The organism is Psychrobacillus sp. FSL H8-0484, from assembly GCF_038005325.1.
Classification (GTDB): Bacteria; Bacillota; Bacilli; order Bacillales_A; family Planococcaceae; genus Psychrobacillus.
Genome location: NZ_JBBOSZ010000001.1, coordinates 1,862,036 through 1,883,450, shown reverse-complemented (window position 1 = coordinate 1,883,450; position 21,415 = coordinate 1,862,036). Strand labels below are relative to the sequence as shown.

The window sequence follows — 21,415 nt, the reverse complement described above, 5'->3', positions numbered from 1 at the left end:
GGTTTTTAATTTATTTCTTCTGTTCCCTCTTGTAATGATAACGCCATAAATAAAAGGTAATAAAAGCTATTACTAACTAAGAATAGCCTCCGTTAGCTTAATAAAAAGGACTTTCTTTTTTTTTAGAAAGTCCTTAGTAAGTCAAATTGTATTACTATATGTTTATTTCTCCCAAACTTCAATCCATCTTCCTTCTGGATCAGAAATCCAAATAAATGTTCCATACTCGCTTTTTTCAGGTCCTTTTATCAGTGGTACTCCAATTTTGCTGAAATGCTCCATCCAAGCTTCGATGTTTTCCACTTGAAAATTCAACATCACAGATTGTTCCTTTGGAAAATAATCACTATCGTTATGAAATAAAGAAAAGATAGTTTCGTTGTCAGCATCTGGTTTAATAATAGAGCCATTCCATTCTCCCATCGAAATTCTAAGTGTTTTTTCATACCAATTTCTTAATGAAACTAAATCTTTTGATCTCAAAAAAATCCCACCGAAACCTTTAATTTTCATAGTACTGACCTCCAATTAAATACATTTCAAAAAGTTTTATTGCAAACAATCCTGCTTCTTTATTTCAAGAAGAAAAGTATAAATACCTTTTAAAAGGATACATTTTATCAACTTATTATACTAATCTTATCTCGTTAGTAAAATAAATTAAGTTATATTTCAAACTTCCTTACTGTTTAATTAACTTATTGAATTGGATATGGAATAACTAAACACAAATAATCTAACTTCATTTTGGGGAATAAATTTGGATGTATTCTTAAACTTGTTCATCAAGTTCAATAAAATAATGATCCTTTTGATATGACACTGCATCCATAGTTGCTATTAACTTTTGCTCATGTAAGATGTCGATTCTATAAAAACCTGTGCGATAGTTTCGCTTTAATTCTGTTGCACGAGCGACTATCTTGTCTCCAGGTTTAGCTGATTCAATACAATGGATTGTAGTTGAGAGTCCTAAAGATGTTTTCCCGTATGCATTACATGCTACCGAAAAAGCGTGATCTGCTAAAGCATACATCACTGCACCGTGTACAGTCGCATGTGCATTTACCATATGGCTTTGTACTTCCAGTGTTGCTTCTGCTAACCCAGCCTCAAACTTTGTTAACTGAATTCCTAAAGAATCTGCATATGGATCATTTTTTACTTGCTTTAAAATTTGTTCATAGTAATTTTCATGGATTTGAAACTCATCAATTTTCTTCCTCACTTTTCGAGCCTCCTTTCCTTTTATTTATTCTCCAAAGCCTAGTTGAAAGTAGGACCTAGCAATTATTTTCTACTATTCTTCTTGTATGAACTTCACTTCATTATGTCCGCAATTAATACAGATCATTAAATGAGGACAAATCTGATTTTTAGCTGTATTGGGATAGCCATCACCCATTTTTACAGTTTCTTCATCATTATAATGACCGTAAGGATCTAAAAAATCGGATGCCTTACCTGAGTCTTCTAGTCGATCATTACATTTTGGGCAATTTAGTTCTAATACTTTTAGTGAGTTACATAAAGGACATATAGCCATAAGTATCACTCCTTTTTGCTTTCCATTTTAGTATTCATGTTTTTATCGATACTATGTAACATACAAATTTTTAACTTCCCTAAAAAGATCACAAAGATAAATAAAAGGGACCAACTCAATTAGGAGAAGACACAACTATTTTTTATCCTCATTCGCTCACTTATTGTTTATTATCATTTCAATTCCTATGAAGTAAGTATAGGTTTAATATTCGATAACCCCTTATCAACTGATGTCTCTATATAACCAACTATTTGATTAAACGTAAATACATGAAGTTTTTCATTTATAACTTTCTTATCGTACTCCATATCACCTAATACATAAGGAATGAATTCTTCAACATCTTTGGAGTTAACCTCTTGCAAATCAAAGATTGTAGGAAGATAACGGAGCATTTTTCTTAATTCATCTGTAAAGCCATAGTGTTCTAATAATTTCCCATTCAGTAATTGGAAATCATTGTGGTATAAATTAAATATTTCTTTATTAGCTTCCATTCTGTTTTTCAACCAAGGAAGATAAAAACCTTTCAGCCATATATCATCAGCGATTAGATGTGTAAAATACCCCAATATATAATGACATTCTGCTTGTGAACTATATTTATGTAAAAATCCTTTATAATCAATGCTTCTTGAATAATCTTGTACTTCACCTTTAAAGAAATGTGATGAGTCTTTAGGTGAAACAGCATCTGGTGCAATGCCTCCAAGTAAAAACGGTGTTCTATCTTCTATCGATAGACACTCTGCAATTCTATTAGCGATAATCAAGTGCATTATTCTTGAACCCATAATTCCCCTCACCCTTCTATAATTTCTTTAACTATTCTGTTCAGCTTTAGTTGAACAAGCAAAAAGAGCATGCCTGTTCTTCCCGAAAGTTTCCGTTAGCTTAAAAACATGTTTGGCTCGTACCATGCAGGTTTTAATATTTCAAAGTTTTTGTGGTCTTCTAATATAACGTATAAGCGTTCTATCATTTCATCTAATTGTTCAGGCGAAAATCTTAAACACCAAACAACAGATGAAAAAATAACCATTCCAACATATACGGAATAAAGCTGCCAAAAGTCTTTGGGAACATTATGATCAAAATATCCTTGAACTTGTCCTATTGAAAAAGGAACACTTAACCCTCTTTGAGAAAAAGCTACTTTTACAAAATCGTGAAGTGGGTCTCCCCAATCAAAGTTATTAAAGTCAATAACCCCAACATACCGCTTATTCTTCACAATGATATTTTCTAGATGAAAATCATCATGCTGAAAATGATTAGGACGATTTTTTAAACTGTGCTTATTACTCTCAATAAAATCAATTATTTTTTCATCATTTTTAATTTTTATTCCACAAGTCTTATATGCCTCCAGGTACCTGTAATGCTTTTTCATTGCTCGAGTATACCAAGTGTCCATTGTAGGAGGGGCTTTATATAAATGAATCCTAGTTAGTTGCTCCCCGGCCTCCATTCCAATTTTATATTGTTCTTGGTCCGTAAGAGTAGGCATGGCCTCTTTTGCATCTATCCCATCAAGATAAGAGTAAATCGTATAGCAAACACCCAAATCATCTATAACACCTATATTAATCGGCTTGGAAGATTGAACATTATACTGCTGCAATTCATTTAATATGTTAAATTCTGACTTCTTCTTTTCAAAACCTTCTATATTGCCTACACGCAACAAGCATTTTTTATCATCTTCATAGACCACAAATTTCTTATCAGGTGAGTAGCCTTTCGTCAGTCTTTCTATTTTAGAAGCATTCTGAAGCAGTTCTATCTTTTTTTGAAGAGTTGGTATGTGATCAATCATCATAAACCTCCAGTATTTTCTCTATATTTACTTTTCTATAACACTAACAAAAATTCCTTTAAAGAAGCTCTTCTATTTCAAGTGCTTGCGTAATCTTTAAGGAACTTTTTTGGACAAAACTAGTAAGAAAACAGTTAGAAGCAATGAGAGAATTGGAATTTGGTGAACTTAACATCTTTATAATGGAAGTTAATAAGACATAAAAAAAACTTGGTTTTATCAACCAAGTTTTTTTTGGTACCTATTTACATAAATTCTTTCCGCAAAAAAACTGACAATTAAACCGATAATTAAAGGAACGAACGAACCAGTAGTCATAGAGAATCCATTTGCATTACCTGTAAATTCGTGTTGAAACATTAACCAAGGAATTGTAAACAGATGTCCTATTAATAAAAGCAGACCAGTAGTTAAGACAAGTGATGAAAAAGCGATAATAAAACTTTTTAATTTCATGTGAGCACCTCCTACTAACAGTTTATACCACAAATCCCAATATGTTAAACTATTCCAAAAATTAAATTTTCATGTAAGCATTTAGCCTTTAAAAATCATATTTTTCTTCTCGAATTTTAGTATATGTTTCTGTCAGAACAATTGTATCTTCCACTAAACGGTCAATTCGGAAGAGGACATCATCATTCACAATTTCTTTTCGATGGAAATCCTTTTCCTCGATAAATACGTATGTTTGAACGATCTGTGCTTTCATATAAGCTAAAATCGGCTTTAGCTGTGTCTCAACAATTAAATAGTGTTTAGGTGAACCAGCTGTTACTGTTCCATCATAATAAAGTTGTTTAAAAATAATAAAGTCGTTTAATAATCAGCATTTTAAATGACAATAAAGTTGTTTAAAAAGGGTGAACCTTAAATTATAAGGGCTTTATAGTCCAATTTTAAATAACTTTATTAATATCTATTTTGCGGATTATCTTCTTACGATCGAAATTATACAACTTCCATGTATTCAGCGTTTGCTTCTTTAGCAGTCAGTGTAGCCTATCCAATGCTAGAACAACTTATTTTAATTATTCTCACTCCACCTTCCTTATTGTCCAAACAATTGTATTCGATACGAATAACTTATTTATATAGGAAAGGAGGTGAATATAAAATGGCATCATTTGAAATTGGCTCGAGATGTCTTTTCAATTTTCGAAACGAACGCTTTTTCCTATTAGTTGAAGATGAAATTACTGTTCCAGATAAAGGTGTGGAGATTGATCCAGTTAACATCTATGAGATTGACCAACAAACTTTCAATTTTATCAGAGATGAAGGAGATACAAACGTGTGTGTACCAGTTTTTAATCTTCCAACTGTACCACCTGGATTTGAATTAGAACGAAAATGTATTTTTACAGTTGATAATGCATATTTTGTAATCTATGATTTAGAAGATGGAACTGATACCAATGTTATATTAAGGATCAGTGCAGCTTTATTTAACTCATTGCAAAATTCTGGTGTTCGTGAATGTATTCCTCAAAATTTCATTAACTAAATGTTATCGCCCTTTTAAATGTAAGGGTACAAAAAACAAGCGACCAATTTTTTAGGCTGCTTGTTTTTTATTTTGAAGGTATTTATGCACGTTTAACACTATATTTACAATATTTTTTCTCTTTTGATTTGAAAACATAGAAAAAATGTTTAGAAAATTTTCCATATCCGTAATGTTCAAAGGATAGTCACCACCACAATATGTCTTTCCATCAGAACCATCATACATAAAAAAATAATCTCCAAAATGGGGTATCCTCACTAAATCTTGAAATATATCCATAAAACTCTTCATTAGATGGTTCTTCCTCTAAAATACTAATAACAAATTCTTCAAGTCATTCTTTTTCATTACACTTAGTCATTGTTAATCTCCTTTTTTCATTTCATTTTAAACAACTTTATTTTTAGCTTTTGTTCTACTTCTAACAGCACCATGCGGGTTTAATAATTCGAAATTAAACAACTTTATTATTTCTTGACAGTTACAAGCATACTCACGACTTTATCGCGAAAAGCATTGACCGGTAGTAAATCAAAAATATTCTTTAACGTCGCTGGAATAGACGCTTGGAAAATAGGTGTCCCAATAATAATAGCATCTGCTTCCATAATTGTTTTTGTTACAAATCCTGTATCCCCTTCATATTCCAAATAACTGCGTCCATCACTAAATGAAACGTCATAGTCAGCTAGGTCTATTAATGTCACTTCTGCGTCTGGATAATTTTCAGTGACTTCTTTTACCATATAATTCATGACAGTACGTGTTTTGGACCCTACTATGGATCCTGATATTCCAACAATTTTCATGTTAGAACCCCCCTATTTTTTTGCTGTATATTTTTTAATCGCAGGTAAGATTTCAGTACCGATCAGCTCAATATTTTTTACTAATTTTTCATATGGTACACCACCAAAATCCATTTGTGCAATATAACGCTGGTGACCAAATAATTCATGCTGGTAAAGAATCTTTTCAATTATTTGTTGTGGACTACCGACATTCATGACATCACGTGTATCTGCCCCCTGTGCAAAGTGTTGCTTCGGATAGCCACGTCCATTAATTAGCTGCATCCCTTGGTTAACATGAGGATATGCCTCGCTCTGCGCCAGTTGTGTTGTTTCGGCAGCATAGAAAAAGCCTGCTGTAGCAATTGGAAGAGACGCTGGATCAAAACCGCTACTTTGTGCAGCGTCACGATAAGCATCAATAGAATACTTAAAGCTCGAAGCTGGTCCACCCAATGTAGCTAGCATCATCGGAACTCCAGCATAACCTGCCTTAATCGCACTGGCAGGTGGTCCACCTACTGCACGCCATATCGGCATGGAGCCCTTTTGCGGACGCGGAATAACTCTCGCATTGTTTAATGGAGCGCGGAATTGCCCACTCCAATTGATTACTTCCTCTTCATTTATTTTCAGTAATAGTTCAAATTTCTCTTCAAACAACTCTTCATAATCGCGAAGATTATAGCCTAATAGATCAAAGAGCCCTACCCGTGATGCACGACCGGCAATGATTTCCGCGCGTCCCTTGGAAATCAAATCAATCGTCGCAAAATCCTCATATACACGTACAGGATCTGAAGTACTAACGATCGATGAAGAGCTTGAGAGTTTCATTTTACTGGTTGCTTGAGCAATTGCTGCTAACACAACAGAATGTGCCTGCGTTGTAAAATACTCTTGATGACTTTCCCCAACACTAAAAAAGTCTATGCCTGCTTGCTCCGCTAGCCTCGCTAAATCGATGATTTCATGAATGCGCTGCTCTGCAGAAATACGTTCTCCTGTAAGTGGATTTGGAATATGGTCCCCTAATGTATAAAGTCCAAATTCTAGACCTTTGCTTTGATCTATACGATATTTTTCCATTTTTATCAACCCTTCTATCAATTAGTGTGTGTTCACTATTTCATTATTGCTCTACTATTGGTGCTTTGTAGAAACCTTATACTCTGAAACGAATCGGATGTGCATTAGTATAGTAGATTCTTCGAAAAGTCCATACCTTTACGTGCAATTAAACGATATTCTTCCATGCTCCTACTTTTCAAGTTGCTGGGTATAGTGTTAGTATAAATCGTATAGAACATTAATATAAGAACGCACTTTAAAGTGGTATAGTATACAAAATGATACCAAGGGGGAAATAAGATGGAAGTACAACCGGAATTATGCCGTGTAGAAGATGCTCTAGGTATATTAGTAGGGAAATGGAAACCAATTATATTATTAACTATTTTGAATGAAGGTACACAAAGATTCAGTGAGCTCAAACGTAGAGTACCAGGAATCACACAAAAAATGTTAACCAACCAGCTCCGCGAATTAGAACAGGAGGATATTATCACTCGTAAAGTATATCCACAGGTACCACCTAAGGTAGAGTATTCGATTACGGAATACGGAAAGAGTTTAGAACCTATTTTAGAGGCAATGCATGAGTGGGGAACAGCACATACCCTTCATAAAATGAAAAAAGCCCAGAACAATCCTTCTGACAACGAACAAATGCATTCTTAATAAAACTAATAGTGGTTACTAATCAACTCTATAAACTGCTCCAATGGAAATTGCTCACAACTACATCAAAAACGTAGCTTGCGGCATATACGATATGAAAAACTTGACGTAGTAATCTTTGAAAGTCATATTGCAGAGCCACAAAAACAGAAGTAAGCATCGCTGCTGTTATAGAAATATTTAAAGATGCTGCTACAATTTTGCTATTATAACTGGAAAATACGGAATACAAAAGCTATCGAAACCTGGATTTTTTCGTTTCGATGGCTTCTTTTAGTTTAGTTAGTTTTAATTTTTCTTCTCTTTTCGGCAATCTGATTACAGTTGGTTTGGTATAAAGATTGATTAATACACAGCTACAAATGCTGATTCTAATACAAAATCATAGCACCTATGACTACGATAAAAAATAAAATTATTTTAAGCATATAATCCTCCTCCTGCCCCGTAACTTTAATAACCTCAAAACCAACTTCAGTTCCATTATTACTTAATTTCACCATTTATAATTATAAACAGTCCATTGCTGCTTATTGAAGAATACTGCTCCGTCAGCTCAATAAGGAAAAAGGCTTTACTTCCTTCTTAAGTTGCAAAGTATCAAATATTGCCATTCCAATCATTGCCCAAAAGAAGTGAGATAAGAGAATAAAAAAAAAGCAGTACCACCACTATAAAAGTGTTGGTACTGCCATACAGAGTGACAAGCATTTTGTTAATTAGAACGTACTTGCTACTTTAACAGCCTTTTCAAGCCCAGCAGCAATAATTTCTTCTGCTTTATCAGGGAATTGGCTGTGACCTTCAATCACTACTTTCTCCATATCTTTTACCCCGAAGAAGTTCATCATACTTGCTACATATTTAACAGCCATTTCTACTTCAGCTTTTGGTCCTTCAGAATATACACCGCCACTTGCGTTTAATAATGCTATTTTTTTATTTCCAATAAGACCTACTGGACCTTCTGGCGTATATTTAAATGTTTTGCCCGCACGGTTTAAGTAATCAATATATGTGTGTAGTACAGCTGGGATTGTTAAATTCCATAAAGGGAAACCAAATACAACTTTATCAGCTGCAAGGAATGGATCTAAATATTTATCAGCAACAGCTACTGCTTTTGCTTCTTCTGCTGTTAAATCAAGTCCTCTACTTGCCTTAAATGTACCGTTAATCATATCCACTCCTACATATGGCAATTCTTCCTTGTATAAATCAAGCTCTATCACTGTATTATTTGGATGTGATTCTTTGTAGCTTGCTAAAAAAGCCTCATATAATTTCACACTAACGGCTTGGTTTGCTGGGCGATTGTTTGCTTTTACAAATAAAATTGTTGTCATTCTCTGTTCCTCCTGTTGCTCACTCTTACGTTGTTATATCTTTATTCACTAAAAAGGGCGTTATATTATCTTTACAATGTCTTTTTAAAACTATACTCCATTTCTCCACCTAGTGCTTCAGCTGTATCACCAGTTTCTCTGAAATCATGTGTATGAATTTCTTCAAACGGACCAAAATTTACTTGCTTATAAAATTCATAACAAGGAAATCCATCATGTGCACCTTGAATATCGACAGTACCATCTTTTTTGACATGTACAGTTAATAGATAGTCAACAGGGGGTGCATATACATTTAGTGGGTTGCTAGCACAAGCACTCATTTGAAATTTGACGCCATCTCCCCCCCATTCAACATCCATGCACAAAATACCTTCTGTACTAGCTTTTCCTGTTCTTATATTAACGGAACCATCAGGAGTTGTGATTCTTTCTGATGTTATTCCAGTATTCGCATATGTGAAAATTTCTTTTTTATAAAAATCTACAACTACTTCTTGTTCAATTCTGGAACGCATAGCGTTTACAGCATAAGGTGTAAATTCACGTGAGTCACCTTCGAATTGGATTACGTTTCCTGTTTGAATTTCCTTCTTTGGTTCAGTCCAAGACATTGGAATAAATACACTTGCTCTAATTTTAACGATATTAGTCATGAGACACACCTCTATGATTTTTAATTTTATTTTGGATAATAATATTGAACCATTGAGCAAAACAGATCACAATTTCTTTCGTATAAATTATTGCTTTTCCTTTAATATTTGCTGCTTGTAAACTTCTACTTATTATTTATATCTAGATTGTTGTTTTAAAACTGTATTCCATTTCCCCAGCTAGCGCTGCTGGAGTGTCACCAGTTTTTCTGAAATCATGTGTATATATTAATTCAAATGGACCAAAATCTGTTTGTTTATAAAATTCATAGCAGGGGAATCCATCATGTGCACCTTCAATTTGTGCAACACCACTCTTGTTAACATGTATAGTTAATAAATAATCAGCAGCAGGTGCTGCTGCATTTAAAGGATTGCTTGCACTTGCCCTCATTTCAAAAGAAACTTCATCAGTGCCCCACACAACATTAGTACATACAATATTTTCTGTACTTGTTTTTCCTTTTTTATAATTAATAGAACCATCTGGATTTGTAACTTTTACAGTTACGATACAAGCATTTGTATATGTGAAAATTTCTTTTTTATAAAAATCAATGATCACTTCTTGCTCTAATCTTGACCGTGTAGTGTTTACAGCGTTTGGTGTAAATTCACGTGCATCACCAGTGTATTCGAATATCTTTTCTGTTGCAGGATCTATAATAGGTTCCAACCAAGCATACGGTGCAAATACACTTCCTCTAATTTTAACGATGTTAGCCATGAGAACCCTCCATAATGTATTAATTTTGTTTCGGTGAATCCTATTTCTTTTATAATTGAACTATGGTCAACTTGATTGACTACATGGTGTATAGTACAATGGGTTTCAAATAAAGTCAACTTAATTGACTTTATTTAAGGAGGTTTTATGTATGAATCATGAAGTATTTAGTGAATTGGATCTTACATCACTTTTATCATTATCCTTGAGTACATCAATTAATGAACTACATGACAGACTGAGTGAATTGGGATTTGGAGATATTAGACCTGTACATGGTTTTATGTTTAAATGCATCACTCCCAACGGAGCAACAGGTATAGAACTAGCCGAATATTTAGGAATTACAAAGCAAGCTGTGAGTAAAATGGTGGATTATCTTGAGAAAAGTGGTTATGTATTGCGAAAAACTCATCCCACTGATAAGAGAGGAAAAATTATTGTTTTGACCGAACGAGGTTGGTTAGTAGTGAAAGCAAAAGAGAAGATACTAACTGAGATTGAGCAACGTTGGATTGAAAACATAGGTACCGAACGACTGCAAATGCTCAAAGAAGATTTAACAAAACTAGTTTATGAAGCAAATGATGATAAATTACCAACGAGATTAAGACCTGTCTGGTAATCATAGAGATTATAAATGGGACTATTTGTACATTAATCAACATAAAAAATACATAGTCCCCCTAAACAGTAAAAGTAAGCATTTTTCTATCAAAATGGAAACAAAATCTTCAATTTTATGAGATTTTAAAAGTATATTTCTTCACAATTTCTCATTATTTTCTGAGGTTTGATAGTGTTACATTTGTAATTTCTTAAACTACATAATGAACTGCGTAAACCAAGCAATATAGTTTGCACCTGGAATGAATAACACTTGTGCTATAAGTGTTCCTAACAATCTTGAGGTAACCATCATAATAGAGGCACTTTTTAATGTGACATAGTTCCCTTTTTGGTTGATTACATCATCCGCTAGGATTGAAATTTTGGGATCAATAAATACAATTAGTAAGATTGTAGCTACACCATTTATTAAACCCGATGCCATAACAGCAGTTGTTGCTCGTTCAGGTGCAAGCAACGCTGCATATAGTGCAGATAAAACTCCAATTGTATAAATCGCTGTAATCAATATATTAATGCAAAATAATTTAATAGGTATATCTCGCCAACTCATATCTTTCAAATAAGTATATCTAGGTAAATGAATATGCTTTTTTGCACGTCTTAAATATGATATTTTAAACCCTTTTTTCAATAACGCTGGAATTGACCCTCGTTCCTCTGCTAAATGAATGATCGCCCTTGAAAAAATAGCAATAAATGTCGGTAACAAAAGTAAACCGAGTATTGTTCCTAATGTAGCAGAACCAATTAGAATACGATATTGACTCTCGACAAATTCTAATGCATTTTCTTTTGGTGCATTATCAATCAAACTTCCTGTAAAAGGTTGTTGCATCATATTCGCTAACCTTGAAACCATTACCATCACATTAAAAAGAGAAAGTGCGGATGCTAATAGTTTCACTCTTGCCCCTGATAAACGTACTGAATATGCTAATGTTTCAATTGAATGAATGATTAAAATAAATAATCCAATCATTACTAATTGTGTTGTGAAAAATTCCAAAGACATTACCTACTCCAATTTTATTTGTTTAAAAAGGTCTAAACTGCCTTTAGTTCAATGCCGCTCAATATTAGAGCAGTAAATAATCAATAGGCTGCTATAAAAACTATAACCTTTGAACAGTTAAAATGTACACAATAAAAAACAGACAACTTTATTTGTCGTCTGTTTTAATATCTGCTTTTTGTTTGCGTTATCTTGCCTTCAAGCTGAGAATTATTATCTGGAAGATAAGCAATTGAGTTTACTTCATTATCATCTTGCTTGATCTTCATAATAGGCTTCATTAGCAGCCTTGTGATTATTGCTCTTGAGATAAGCTAAAATCAAATCAGGTCGTTTAAGTAAAACCCAGTCCCCATAATGATCAAATCGCCTGCACGAAGTAATCATTCCATTCTTAATCGTTCCATATTTTTTACCATTTTTCTTACCCCATTGTTTTAATCGCTTTGCAAAATCAGCATCTTCTGCCATTAGCATATTCTCGTTAAAACCTTTAATTGCCTGAAAATCTTTTTTATAGCACCAAAAAACTCCTACAGAGATAAAACCATACTTGAACAGTAAGGGAACAATTAGTAGCATGGTAGAAACCAGTATACCTAAGGACATTCTTTCGAAATTTCCGTTCACGCCTCCCCCAATGTATTGATTGGATGCTAAATACTTTTCAACCTCAGATAACAAATGTTCTGTCATTCGAGTATCAGCATCAATTGTAATCAGGATTTCACCTTTTGCTAGTGCAGCCCCTGCATTTCTAATTTTGGATAAATTTTTATCGTAATTTTCCAATGTCACGCAATTGTATGACTTTGCAATTTCCTCTGTTCTATCCGTACAACGATTTAGCACAACGATCACTTCAACTTGATTTTTATATGGTTGTGCGGCCTTTGCAATTGATTCTAGGCATTCCCCTATGTACTTTTCTTCATTGTGAGCAGGTATTATAACGGAAAATTTTACATCTTCATCAGGAACATCTTGTATAAATCGTTTGCTTTCGGACATATAAAATCCCTCTTTCCTGTAATAATTGGTCTTTATAAATTTAGTATATCATTTACATATTACTCCGAATTTTCTTTTTTATGTCTATTTTGTAACGATATATTCAAAGTGCATCTGACTTCATTACACCTAAGCTTTATACGAGCTAATGCTAATGCTAATTCCGCTTCTTTGATTGTTTTAATGCCACGTTTCATTGTGCGCTTCTGTATAACCAGTTAGAGGATCAATACTCAAATACACTGGAAACTCGTATCTTTTCTCGCCATTTTTAGCGTATAGCTTTTAACAAGCGATACTTTTTTCTTTGCCATGATAATTCCTCCTGAATCAGTTGCGGGGGCAAATGATTCAAGAGAGGATTTACCTAGTATCTCCAAGCTCATTGTATTCTCTGTCTGTTTTTTTACTAAAGCACCCTTTAGTTTAAGTACAATATTTCACAATCTTGCTTCCTTGTATAAATTACTATTACTAAATGTTTAATATATAAAAAAGGGAGCACCTGCTAACCAGGAAGTTCCCTTTGTATTTCGTGAGATAAAAGTACACCAAAACAACGTTTGAGAAAAATAAGCTACGGTTAGGTTTTAAGCTTTTTTTCAACTGATAACTGTTACATTACCTACAAGAGTTGCATCGAATGAATATCGTTGGCTACCAAACAGTACTTACGACTAAAAGGTTGTATTCGTATCATTAAAAAGGAAGGATTTCAATAAAACTCCAAAATTAATAATAGCTCCCAGACAACCTAACCTCTATAAACACTTTCACATGTTCCTGCTATTGGTTCATAAAAACAATGATTTTTAAATTGACCAGTAAAAGGTTGATCGTACCATGTTGGAGGACATGGAGCATATGGATTAAAATACCAAAGGGCAAATTTCGCTGGATGGTCTCTCCAATAATCCAAATTCTGTTTTGCTAATCTTTTTTCAGAAGATCTCGCTCTTTGATAAAATAAATTTCCTTTTTGAACAGCTTCAAAAGAATAATTTCCACCTTGTACCTGAAAAATGACATCTTCAATTGTTCTTACATCTTTAAAGTCTAAACAATCTGCTACAGCACGATTAACAATTACATTGCCAACATATAACATCCCTTGGTTTCCTTCCGCCTCGGCTTCTGCTCTCATCATCCTTGCCATTAAATCAATGTCTGCATCTCTGTATTTAACTCTTGGCATTTTTCCACCCCCAAAATATAATATGAAAAAAAGCCTACATTGGTGTCATTCTTTATAAAATTAGAATGCTTACAATTTTAAGTAGGATGAAAACTATGGCATTCTTTTTTATACCTTTATTCAACTATCATGCATCGATCGTTAGTACAGTAAGGATTACTCATTTTCCGTTTCTAACTCGGTTACTAACTTACATAGATAGCCGACGATGTATTCTCTTTGTCCTTTCATCAATGTCCTTATTTTCTTCAAAGTCATCAATTCCCTTATTTATAACAGCCCATAATGGTGTATCCCTGTTGTTTGTTTATTCATCATTGTTTCCTCCTAATTAGATACATTTCACCAATTCATCTACAGGCTTACGTAACCTCATAACGTCGAATATTTACCTTTTCTTTCCCGATACCCCTCCATTACTCAATGGGTGCTAGCTTTGCCTCAATTTCTGCTCGCTTGCCTTCTAAAAATGGTGGTAAGTCGAGCTCTTTACCTAGTGATTCAATGGGTGAATCTACTGTAAAACCTGGACCGTCCGTTGCTAACTCAAATAAGATACCGTTTTCTTCTCTAAAATATAAACTCTCAAAGTAGTAACGATCTGTGATTTTCATTACTTCAAAACCAAAATTTTGAATTCGCTGTTTCCATGCTCGCAGTTCCTCACCGTCTTTTACGCGAATCGCTATGTGATGTACACTACCTTTTCCAGGCTTTTCATTTGGACCATCTTGCTCGACAATTACAATTTCACCAAAAGCATGTCCTTTTACAGATTGGTAGCGTGCTTCATTTGCTGTACGCAAAGCTAGTTCATATCCAAACAAGTTTTCTAATGTATTTGCTAAGCTATCTATTGATTGTACGGTCATTTCCACTGCACCCATTCCTAAAATCCGATGTTCCTTTACAACTATTGAATCCTCCCAAGACTGCCAAAATGCCGGTACCTCGTCACCATTATTATTTAGTAAGATGAGACGTAGTCCCTCGCTATCTTCAAAATGAAGCGCTTCACGTCCTGCATACATAGTCAGCTCCCCATGTTTCACGTCGAGTACCTCAAATCGTCGTTTCCAATATATTAAACTATCATATGACGGAACTAAAAGCCCAATTTGTGTAATGGCATTCGTTCCTCGCTTTGTTCTGCCTACCATCGGTATTTCAAAGAACGATAGCTCTGTTCCAGCACTTCCTGTTAAATCACCATAAAAAAGATGATACATACTTGGATCATCCTGATTTACCGTTTTCTTTACTCTACGAAGTCCGAGCACTTTTTGATAAAATTGATTATTTTGTTGTCCATTTTTTGTAATCATTGAAATATGATGATGGCCCGCTATTTTGTTCATCATGCTTCCTCCCTTTCTTTGAAAAATTCAAGATGAATCAATCATTATCTTCCAAATTCTCAGCAAAACCTTCAATCCGCTTGATAGCGTTTTGCTCAGAATTTGTTCAAATTTTATTAAAAACACAAAATGTGCATGTGCCCACGCACATTTTGCTATTTGTAACGATTTACATACTTAAAAGTTACTTACGTACTGTATTTAATGCAGTTGTCCATGGAATAACTTGGTCTAACATTTGGTTTACTGAAGCTGCTTGAACGTCAGCTGGTTTGAATACTGTACCGTTTTCGAAGTCAGTAAATAGTGATAATGCTGGATGTACGCGAACATGCGCTACAAGTAATTCGCTTAATATACCGCGTAAATGTTCTGTCGCACGAGCGCCACCTACAGATCCGTAAGAAACGATACCAGCTGCTTTATTGTTCCACTCAACACGTAAATAATCTAAAGCATTTTTTAGTGCACCTGTGATAGAGTGGTTGTATTCTTGAACGATGAACACGAAACCGTCCTGTTTGGCAATGATTTCTGACCATGCAGCTGCACCTGATGCATCGCCGCCTGCTTCACCTAAAAGCGGTAATTTGTAATCTGCGATATCGATAATAGTGTAATTCGCGTCACCACGTTTGTCTGCTAGTTCTTTTACCCATTTCCCAACTTGTGGACTAACGCGTCCCTCACGTGTTGATCCTAAAATAATACCTATATTTGATTTTGTCATTGTTTTTTCCTCCTCTTGTTGTGTTCCAAATAATTTATTTAAAAATCCCATTTTCTTATTTCACCTCCTTATAAGTACTCTTTTTCCATTTTAAGTATGCTACGTACCGTGTTGATTGGTCGCACTGATGATCGCGCATTATCATTACTTTTTCCAATAGTTCTTTAAAATAATCACATTGTGCGTTACGAACATGAATGGGTCCTAAACCTTTAATCACGAATTCAAGTGGTATTGGACCACTTTGCTAAGGTTTTCCGATGCAACACCTTCATTGAAATCATCTAAAACCAACATATATTGTTGATCATCAAAGTCAACAAAATTATCTTTAATTCGAGATATTAATTTAAAAAAATTTAAATTTCTCTCTGCATGATATCCAATTCGTTTAAGCAGTTCAGGGTATTATCAATTTACTCATCTGTTTACTGTTCAAAGATTCCCTTAAATTATCTTCATGTCGTATATCTTTAATTCAAGATAACTTTATCATAAGTGAATGTTCATTGTCAATCCACTTATCCTAATATTATTGTATTTATAAATTATAGGAAAGAACCTATTTTAAAGCCTTATAAATAGAGCTCCTCATATAATAATATTTGACAAATAAAGCTTTCATACACTGTTACATATTGTTTTCATCAACTACGGATAATGAGAATACATACGGAACTCGACTCATCCTGGATGGCTCATGCTTATCGTTCGGTTGTTTACATCTGTGTAATATTCTTAACAAAAAAACACCTTGAAACGGCGATCTATCCGTCTCAAGGTTTCATATTAGAAGTTAAATCAGATGACTCTGGAACAACAACAGGCTCACCTGCTTTTAATAATACTTTGTCTCTTCCTAATAAAAGGCCAAGTATTAACATAAGCAAGCCTGTACCTAATAAAATCCATTCCACTCTCACGATATCTGCCATAGGTCCAAAGATGAGCATCCCTATCGGCATCATGGAAGTAGCAATCATCCCAAATACACCAAATATTCTACCAAGGTAATCACCCTCAACTCTCTCCTGGATTAGTACAGTTGTCGGTGTATTGAATACCGGCATGGACACTCCGAATATCGCCATAAAGAGTAAATAAGCCCAAAATATTGGCATAATCCCTAATGCAATTGTACAAATTCCCATAATAATACTGGCAAGTGTCATCGTATGCACCTTGTTGGCAAAGCCTCCCCACGAGGCAATAATTGCTCCGCCAACCATCATCCCAATCGAGAAAGCAATTTCAATTGCAGTTAATCGCCATACATCATCACCAAAGCTCCTTGTCACTTGCAGTGGCGTCAAAAATGCAGCTGGTGCCATCAAAACAAAAAATAACGCGTAAAACAAAAAGAACTTTTTCAAAAAAGCATGGTTATTAATATAGGTTAACCCTGCTTTAAAATCAGTAAGGTAACTTGTCGTTTGTACCTCGGAGGCCTTCGCATGTACCGGAATTTTTAAAAATAGGAGTAAAGTTACGATTGCAATAGCTGCAGTAATGACATCTATAAAGAAAATCATTTCTAATGTAGCCATCGTCAGTAATGCCGCACTCACCATGGGAGAAACGAACATAATAATAGCCTGTATACTTCCGTTAGTTCCGCTTACCTTAGTCAGTTTATCTTCTGGAACTATCTGAGGCAAAATAGCCCCTACTGCTGGACCTTGAATACCTGTTCCTATCGCTCGAATAGCAGCCATAGCAAACAGTAACCAAATAGCATCGTATCCCATTAAAAAGACAACTGCCATTATGAGAGTTGCAACAGCAATCAGTCCATCTGATAAGATAATGAGTACCTTTCGATTGTATCGATCTGCCCATACTCCTGCAAAAGGCGACAAAATAAAAGTAGGGATGAATCCACATAATATAAACAGTGTCATCATCATTCCTGATTGTGTAGTAAGTGTTATATGCCACATAATCGCATATTGAACCAGTGAAGAACCAAAAAGCGATATCGTCTGGCTACTTAAGTAGATAATAATATTTCTCTTCCAATTTTCATATTCCGTATTCATCTTCTGCACGACCTTCTCTGTATATTTTCTGCATTGAAAAATGAATGGCTATGGTCTTTTTTGCTCGAATCAAAAAAGATTAAATACATTACTTGCCCTCATTTTTTTTCACTGAAGTAGTATAATAATTTACTATCTTAGCTTCAGTTAAATAATATTGATTTAACAACAACTCTATCTATCGGGAAATACCACTTATCTAACTCACGCCTTGTGACACTCCAAACATATTAAACTTTTCTTTTAGCTCATTAAGAAATTAGCGAATATTTCCCCGAATAATTCCCCAACGAAATATTTCCTGGGAAACCGCAGGATCTAACAAATAACGCTCTTGATTATCTTAAAACTCACCATAATCCGACATCAATATGTAATGTATAAATTCATTCCTCAACAGTCTTTGATTAGAATATAGCCTATATACCCTCAAGTTCAGTGAAGCGTCAAATAGTTCTTTGAGCTTTCTTGACCTTCAAGTGAGTAAATTCATTTGTTCACTCACGTTGCTTTAAAAATGTTCTATTATCACATTTCAATAATTAAACTCCTTCTATCGACGAAAAAGAAGAACGAACGTTGTGTGTATAGAGGCGAATGTATATCCATTAAAGAGATATAAGGATGAAATTTGAAAATTACCCCAACCCTAGTTAATCTAATAAACGATCAGCCTTCTAATTATAAACAGATTTTCAACCAAGCCTATGTCCTTACGTAGACTTGAGAGTTTAGGATACACAGTTACGTTACAAGAACCTGAAGCATCTTAATCCAGTCCACCTACCTACAATAGTTCAATGAATTAGGCGCTCTCCCCTTTTTTTTAAACGAATGAGCTACGTCTTCTTAAGTATTGCCTTTTTCCCTAAATTACAGAAGTTTAATTTCATGGTAGTTGAAGAAGGAATATTAACTAACCAGTCCCTATAGTTAAATTAAATTCAACAAAAATAGCGTTAATCCTTTAAGGATCAACGCATGCAAATTGAGATATGACTTGAAGGACTACCTTCCCTTTTGTACGTCCGCTTTCTACATGCCTATGAGCCTCTACGATTTGATCCAAGGGATAACACTTCTCTATAACTGGTTTTACTTTCTCTTCCTCTATAAGCCCCCGCATGAATTCTAGATCCATGTCATTAGGATTTGCAAGATGCAGCTTAGCTTTCTTTCGACCGATTAAGGAACCAACCAATAACTGAACTGGGTGATACATAGGATAGAGGGGGTTTTCAGTTATATAGACACCATTCTCAGCTAGTGAACGTAAACAACTAAAAAAGGTCGTTTTACCAACAGCATCCAGTATGATATCGTACTTTTGTCCGTTATTCGTGAAGTCTTCCTTCATGTAATCGAGCACGTAATGTGCACCTAGATCTTTCACCCACTGCAGATTCGAGGTGCTGCAAACCGCGGTTACTTCAGCCCCGTAGTAATTGGCAAGCTGAATTGCAAAGTGCCCGACACCGCCCGAAGCTCCGTAGATCAAAACCTTATGTCCCGATTTTATCTTTGCTACATCTCGCAAAGCCTGAAGAGCTGTTTGAGCAGCACATGGTACGGCTGCAGCCTGTTCGAAAGTTATGTTTTTCGGCATATGACTTAGTCCACTCTGTGGAGGGCAGACATATTCTGCGTGGGATCCGAAGCAGCTTCCGTAGACATAGTCGCCAACTTTAAATCTTTCTACATTTTTACCGACCGCTTCAACGATACCCGAAACGTCAATCCCCAATATTGATGATTTTGGTTTTTTAAGACCATTATCTAATCTGGTAGGCAAATAACCCTTCCGATATAGACAATCAAATTGATTGACCGAAGCGTTATGCACTCTGATCAGTACCCGATCGTCATTCTTTAGAGGTGGTAGTTCAACTTCGTTTATCCTAAGGACCTCCGGGGATCCATACGAACTGTAAACGGCTGCTCTCATCTCACTAACCTCCCAGAATATTTTTCATTTCGTTATTAGTTATACATTTAATATAATTCGCTTAAATAGCCATAAATTCCTTTACTCAATTTAGTTAATTTAGTCATGCTATTTTGGACAATAATCAGTTCCCTGTATCTATATACTTATTGACCTTGTTTTAGAACAAATTTGGTTTGCATTAACTTAATTCTTAGATCGTATAAAAACGCTTTTTATTTATTGTTCAACTAACCTGCGGCGTTAGTTTAATAAGAAAAAAGAGCTGCCTAAGCAACTCCACGATCTTTAACTAAAGCACCCGTTAGTTGAAGAAGAACGGAGATGTCAACGTAAAAACTAATTTACTTTAAAGTTAATTAGTTCTTCATATTCGCCTGTATTAGTCCGCCATTTAATTTCAACAGTAGCGTGGTTTAACGATTTAATTGCTTCATCTTTAGTAGCTGGAGGATTATTACCTCCGCCCGTTCCAAAGGAAATAGCAGTTTGATTTTCTTGAGGTTCCCTTTCTCCAGTACGTCCGCCTTCGTCCGTAACGACTGAATAAGTGACATATAGAAGTTCCTCGTCTCCTGTATATTCAATTCCTCCTCTGTTATGGAGATAGGTATCGGTCATCTCGTATATTAGATGTGCATTCCACAAGTCGCCTTCACCAGTAGCTTTAATAGTTTCTTGATTTGAACAAGCTGTTAGTAGAATCATTGTAAATAGTAAAATAACTATTTTTCTCAACATAACTCCCCCTCAAATGCGGATTGAATTGTCCCTAGGTAATAACTATTTCGACAATTGTATATAAATACCTCTTATTACACTAAACTGCTGCGTTAGTTCAATAAGAAAAAATGCTTTACCCCTTCTTGAAGTAAAGCACTCGTTAGTTGAACAAGAAAAGAGTGCAAATGAAGTAAACATTACCAATCTGGTCCATCATCTTCGTCACCCACTTTAAGTTCAAATGCATTAGAATCTAAATTGTTCTTTTCAACTAATTCAAAGAATATTGATTTTACCGCTTCTTGTTCAGATTCAGTTGCTTCTTTATTTTCCAAGACATATTTCAGCTGAATATCATCAATGGAATTTGCCATAATTAGTGTTTGAAATGTATATCCCTTAGTTAATAATTCATCATTTACTTGTTTTATAATTCCGTTATTCCCAAAGAGAAAATCTTCAAGCTCCATTGACCTTTTTTCATTTTCTGCTTGTATTTCTGGGCTAACTGTAGGTCGTTTCTCAGATAATCCTTCTTTAGACGAGACGTGATTGATAAATAGAAAGAAGGTTACAACAAATAAAATTACAGTGATCCCCATTATTGTGATTTTACCTTTTTTCAGTTTGT

The 21,415-nt window shown here is 34.7% G+C and carries 23 protein-coding genes and 2 pseudogenes; 3 read left to right on the top strand and 22 right to left on the bottom strand.

Going from position 1 to position 21,415, the window contains the following annotated elements; translation table 11 throughout:
- Window positions 1–162: 162 nt before the first annotated feature.
- From MHH81_RS09055 to MHH81_RS09025, 7 genes and pseudogenes are all read right to left on the bottom strand, one after another.
- On the bottom strand, window positions 163–513 hold the full coding sequence (locus MHH81_RS09055) for a VOC family protein (protein WP_340920292.1): 351 nt from the start codon (window positions 511–513) through the stop codon (window positions 163–165).
- Window positions 514–772: 259 nt separating this feature from the next.
- Window positions 773–1,228, bottom strand: coding sequence for a PaaI family thioesterase (locus tag MHH81_RS09050; protein WP_340920289.1), 456 nt, complete (start codon window positions 1,226–1,228; stop codon window positions 773–775).
- 72 nt (window positions 1,229–1,300) lie between these two features.
- On the bottom strand, window positions 1,301–1,546 hold the full coding sequence (locus MHH81_RS09045) for a hypothetical protein (protein WP_340920286.1): 246 nt from the start codon (window positions 1,544–1,546) through the stop codon (window positions 1,301–1,303).
- A gap of 185 nt (window positions 1,547–1,731) precedes the next feature.
- Window positions 1,732–2,343 carry a hydrolase gene (locus MHH81_RS09040; RefSeq protein ID WP_340920282.1) on the bottom strand — a complete coding sequence of 204 codons (612 nt, stop codon included), beginning with the start codon at window positions 2,341–2,343 and terminating at the stop codon, window positions 1,732–1,734.
- 95 nt (window positions 2,344–2,438) lie between these two features.
- On the bottom strand, window positions 2,439–3,365 hold the full coding sequence (locus tag MHH81_RS09035) for an aminoglycoside phosphotransferase family protein (RefSeq protein WP_445678131.1): 927 nt from the start codon (window positions 3,363–3,365) through the stop codon (window positions 2,439–2,441).
- A 222-nt stretch (window positions 3,366–3,587) separates the two neighbouring features.
- Complete coding sequence (locus tag MHH81_RS09030) at window positions 3,588–3,824, bottom strand: hypothetical protein (protein WP_340920280.1); 237 nt, start codon at window positions 3,822–3,824, stop codon at window positions 3,588–3,590.
- An 88-nt stretch (window positions 3,825–3,912) separates the two neighbouring features.
- Window positions 3,913–4,146 (bottom strand): annotated as a pseudogene (locus tag MHH81_RS09025) (FMN reductase); the annotation flags it as partial.
- A 339-nt stretch (window positions 4,147–4,485) separates the two neighbouring features.
- Between MHH81_RS09025 and MHH81_RS09020 the strand changes: the two are divergent.
- Window positions 4,486–4,875 carry a spore coat protein gene (locus MHH81_RS09020; RefSeq protein WP_340920277.1) on the top strand — a complete coding sequence of 130 codons (390 nt, stop codon included), beginning with the start codon at window positions 4,486–4,488 and terminating at the stop codon, window positions 4,873–4,875.
- A gap of 51 nt (window positions 4,876–4,926) precedes the next feature.
- On the opposite strand, the gene MHH81_RS09015 is transcribed toward MHH81_RS09020, so the two are convergent.
- The 3 genes and pseudogenes from MHH81_RS09015 to MHH81_RS09005 all read right to left on the bottom strand — a co-directional run bounded on the left by MHH81_RS09015 (window position 4,927) and on the right by MHH81_RS09005 (window position 6,758).
- On the bottom strand, window positions 4,927–5,169 hold the full coding sequence (locus tag MHH81_RS09015) for a hypothetical protein (RefSeq protein WP_340920272.1): 243 nt from the start codon (window positions 5,167–5,169) through the stop codon (window positions 4,927–4,929).
- A gap of 188 nt (window positions 5,170–5,357) precedes the next feature.
- Window positions 5,358–5,687 (bottom strand): annotated as a pseudogene (locus MHH81_RS09010) (NADPH-dependent FMN reductase); the annotation flags it as partial.
- 12 nt (window positions 5,688–5,699) lie between these two features.
- Complete coding sequence (locus MHH81_RS09005; RefSeq protein ID WP_340920269.1) at window positions 5,700–6,758, bottom strand: LLM class flavin-dependent oxidoreductase; 1,059 nt, start codon at window positions 6,756–6,758, stop codon at window positions 5,700–5,702.
- Between the two features lie 282 nt (window positions 6,759–7,040).
- Here MHH81_RS09005 and MHH81_RS09000 point away from each other — a divergent pair, with 282 nt between their 5' ends.
- Window positions 7,041–7,409, top strand: a complete 369-nt coding sequence (locus tag MHH81_RS09000; RefSeq protein WP_340920267.1) for a winged helix-turn-helix transcriptional regulator — start codon at window positions 7,041–7,043, stop codon at window positions 7,407–7,409.
- Between the two features lie 719 nt (window positions 7,410–8,128).
- Here the strand turns inward: MHH81_RS09000 and MHH81_RS08995 are convergent.
- From MHH81_RS08995 to MHH81_RS08985, 3 genes are all read right to left on the bottom strand, one after another.
- A complete protein-coding gene (locus tag MHH81_RS08995) occupies window positions 8,129–8,755 on the bottom strand; it encodes an FMN-dependent NADH-azoreductase (RefSeq protein ID WP_340920263.1) in 627 nt (208 codons plus the stop codon).
- A 71-nt stretch (window positions 8,756–8,826) separates the two neighbouring features.
- A complete protein-coding gene (locus MHH81_RS08990; protein WP_340920262.1) occupies window positions 8,827–9,411 on the bottom strand; it encodes a DUF3238 domain-containing protein in 585 nt (194 codons plus the stop codon).
- Window positions 9,412–9,553: 142 nt separating this feature from the next.
- Complete coding sequence (locus MHH81_RS08985) at window positions 9,554–10,138, bottom strand: DUF3238 domain-containing protein (RefSeq protein WP_340920260.1); 585 nt, start codon at window positions 10,136–10,138, stop codon at window positions 9,554–9,556.
- A gap of 151 nt (window positions 10,139–10,289) precedes the next feature.
- Here MHH81_RS08985 and MHH81_RS08980 point away from each other — a divergent pair, with 151 nt between their 5' ends.
- A complete protein-coding gene (locus MHH81_RS08980) occupies window positions 10,290–10,763 on the top strand; it encodes a MarR family winged helix-turn-helix transcriptional regulator (RefSeq protein ID WP_340920257.1) in 474 nt (157 codons plus the stop codon).
- 198 nt (window positions 10,764–10,961) lie between these two features.
- Here the strand turns inward: MHH81_RS08980 and MHH81_RS08975 are convergent, their stop codons facing one another.
- From MHH81_RS08975 to MHH81_RS08930, 9 genes are all read right to left on the bottom strand, one after another.
- Window positions 10,962–11,750: a lipid II flippase Amj family protein gene (locus MHH81_RS08975; RefSeq protein WP_340925201.1), complete on the bottom strand. Its 789-nt coding sequence runs from the start codon at window positions 11,748–11,750 to the stop codon at window positions 10,962–10,964.
- Between the two features lie 282 nt (window positions 11,751–12,032).
- Entirely contained in the window at window positions 12,033–12,794 is a 762-nt protein-coding gene (locus MHH81_RS08970) for a glycosyltransferase (RefSeq protein ID WP_340920255.1), read from the bottom strand.
- A gap of 754 nt (window positions 12,795–13,548) precedes the next feature.
- Entirely contained in the window at window positions 13,549–13,989 is a 441-nt protein-coding gene (locus MHH81_RS08965) for a cell wall hydrolase (protein WP_340920253.1), read from the bottom strand.
- Between the two features lie 416 nt (window positions 13,990–14,405).
- On the bottom strand, window positions 14,406–15,347 hold the full coding sequence (locus tag MHH81_RS08960) for a ring-cleaving dioxygenase (RefSeq protein WP_340925199.1): 942 nt from the start codon (window positions 15,345–15,347) through the stop codon (window positions 14,406–14,408).
- A 184-nt stretch (window positions 15,348–15,531) separates the two neighbouring features.
- The gene (locus MHH81_RS08955) at window positions 15,532–16,128 is read right to left on the bottom strand and encodes an NADPH-dependent FMN reductase (RefSeq protein WP_340920252.1); all 597 of its coding nucleotides are present in this window, start codon (window positions 16,126–16,128) and stop codon (window positions 15,532–15,534) included.
- Between the two features lie 725 nt (window positions 16,129–16,853).
- Window positions 16,854–18,116, bottom strand: a complete 1,263-nt coding sequence (locus MHH81_RS08945; RefSeq protein ID WP_340920250.1) for an MFS transporter — start codon at window positions 18,114–18,116, stop codon at window positions 16,854–16,856.
- Between the two features lie 967 nt (window positions 18,117–19,083).
- Window positions 19,084–20,061 (bottom strand): NAD(P)-dependent alcohol dehydrogenase, encoded by a 978-nt coding sequence (locus tag MHH81_RS08940; protein ID WP_340920248.1) that lies wholly within the window; start codon window positions 20,059–20,061, stop codon window positions 19,084–19,086.
- 339 nt (window positions 20,062–20,400) lie between these two features.
- Entirely contained in the window at window positions 20,401–20,802 is a 402-nt protein-coding gene (locus MHH81_RS08935; protein WP_340920246.1) for a hypothetical protein, read from the bottom strand.
- A 179-nt stretch (window positions 20,803–20,981) separates the two neighbouring features.
- Window positions 20,982–21,386, bottom strand: coding sequence for a hypothetical protein (locus tag MHH81_RS08930; RefSeq protein ID WP_340920245.1), 405 nt, complete (start codon window positions 21,384–21,386; stop codon window positions 20,982–20,984).
- Between the last annotated feature and the right edge of the window lie 29 nt (window positions 21,387–21,415).

What these genes read in the sequence shown, in the direction of transcription:
- MHH81_RS08930 (WP_340920245.1), bottom strand. Translation starts at nt 21,386, where the DNA reads ATGGGGATCACTGTAATTTTATTTGTTGTAACCTTCTTTCTATTTATC.
- MHH81_RS09005 (WP_340920269.1), bottom strand. Translation starts at nt 6,758, where the DNA reads ATGGAAAAATATCGTATAGATCAAAGCAAAGGTCTAGAATTTGGACTT.
- MHH81_RS08980 (WP_340920257.1), top strand. Translation starts at nt 10,290, where the DNA reads ATGAATCATGAAGTATTTAGTGAATTGGATCTTACATCACTTTTATCA.
- MHH81_RS08985 (WP_340920260.1), bottom strand. Translation starts at nt 10,138, where the DNA reads ATGGCTAACATCGTTAAAATTAGAGGAAGTGTATTTGCACCGTATGCT.
- MHH81_RS08940 (WP_340920248.1), bottom strand. Translation starts at nt 20,061, where the DNA reads ATGAGAGCAGCCGTTTACAGTTCGTATGGATCCCCGGAGGTCCTTAGG.
- MHH81_RS08935 (WP_340920246.1), bottom strand. Translation starts at nt 20,802, where the DNA reads ATGTTGAGAAAAATAGTTATTTTACTATTTACAATGATTCTACTAACA.
- MHH81_RS08955 (WP_340920252.1), bottom strand. Translation starts at nt 16,128, where the DNA reads ATGGGATTTTTAAATAAATTATTTGGAACACAACAAGAGGAGGAAAAA.
- MHH81_RS09045 (WP_340920286.1), bottom strand. Translation starts at nt 1,546, where the DNA reads ATGGCTATATGTCCTTTATGTAACTCACTAAAAGTATTAGAACTAAAT.
- MHH81_RS08960 (WP_340925199.1), bottom strand. Translation starts at nt 15,347, where the DNA reads ATGAACAAAATAGCGGGCCATCATCATATTTCAATGATTACAAAAAAT.
- MHH81_RS09015 (WP_340920272.1), bottom strand. Translation starts at nt 5,169, where the DNA reads ATGAAGAGTTTTATGGATATATTTCAAGATTTAGTGAGGATACCCCAT.
- MHH81_RS09000 (WP_340920267.1), top strand. Translation starts at nt 7,041, where the DNA reads ATGGAAGTACAACCGGAATTATGCCGTGTAGAAGATGCTCTAGGTATA.
- MHH81_RS08995 (WP_340920263.1), bottom strand. Translation starts at nt 8,755, where the DNA reads ATGACAACAATTTTATTTGTAAAAGCAAACAATCGCCCAGCAAACCAA.
- MHH81_RS09020 (WP_340920277.1), top strand. Translation starts at nt 4,486, where the DNA reads ATGGCATCATTTGAAATTGGCTCGAGATGTCTTTTCAATTTTCGAAAC.
- MHH81_RS08990 (WP_340920262.1), bottom strand. Translation starts at nt 9,411, where the DNA reads ATGACTAATATCGTTAAAATTAGAGCAAGTGTATTTATTCCAATGTCT.
- MHH81_RS09040 (WP_340920282.1), bottom strand. Translation starts at nt 2,343, where the DNA reads ATGGGTTCAAGAATAATGCACTTGATTATCGCTAATAGAATTGCAGAG.
- MHH81_RS08975 (WP_340925201.1), bottom strand. Translation starts at nt 11,750, where the DNA reads ATGATTGGATTATTTATTTTAATCATTCATTCAATTGAAACATTAGCA.
- MHH81_RS08970 (WP_340920255.1), bottom strand. Translation starts at nt 12,794, where the DNA reads ATGTCCGAAAGCAAACGATTTATACAAGATGTTCCTGATGAAGATGTA.
- MHH81_RS08965 (WP_340920253.1), bottom strand. Translation starts at nt 13,989, where the DNA reads ATGCCAAGAGTTAAATACAGAGATGCAGACATTGATTTAATGGCAAGG.
- MHH81_RS09030 (WP_340920280.1), bottom strand. Translation starts at nt 3,824, where the DNA reads ATGAAATTAAAAAGTTTTATTATCGCTTTTTCATCACTTGTCTTAACT.
- MHH81_RS09055 (WP_340920292.1), bottom strand. Translation starts at nt 513, where the DNA reads ATGAAAATTAAAGGTTTCGGTGGGATTTTTTTGAGATCAAAAGATTTA.
- MHH81_RS08945 (WP_340920250.1), bottom strand. Translation starts at nt 18,116, where the DNA reads ATGAATACGGAATATGAAAATTGGAAGAGAAATATTATTATCTACTTA.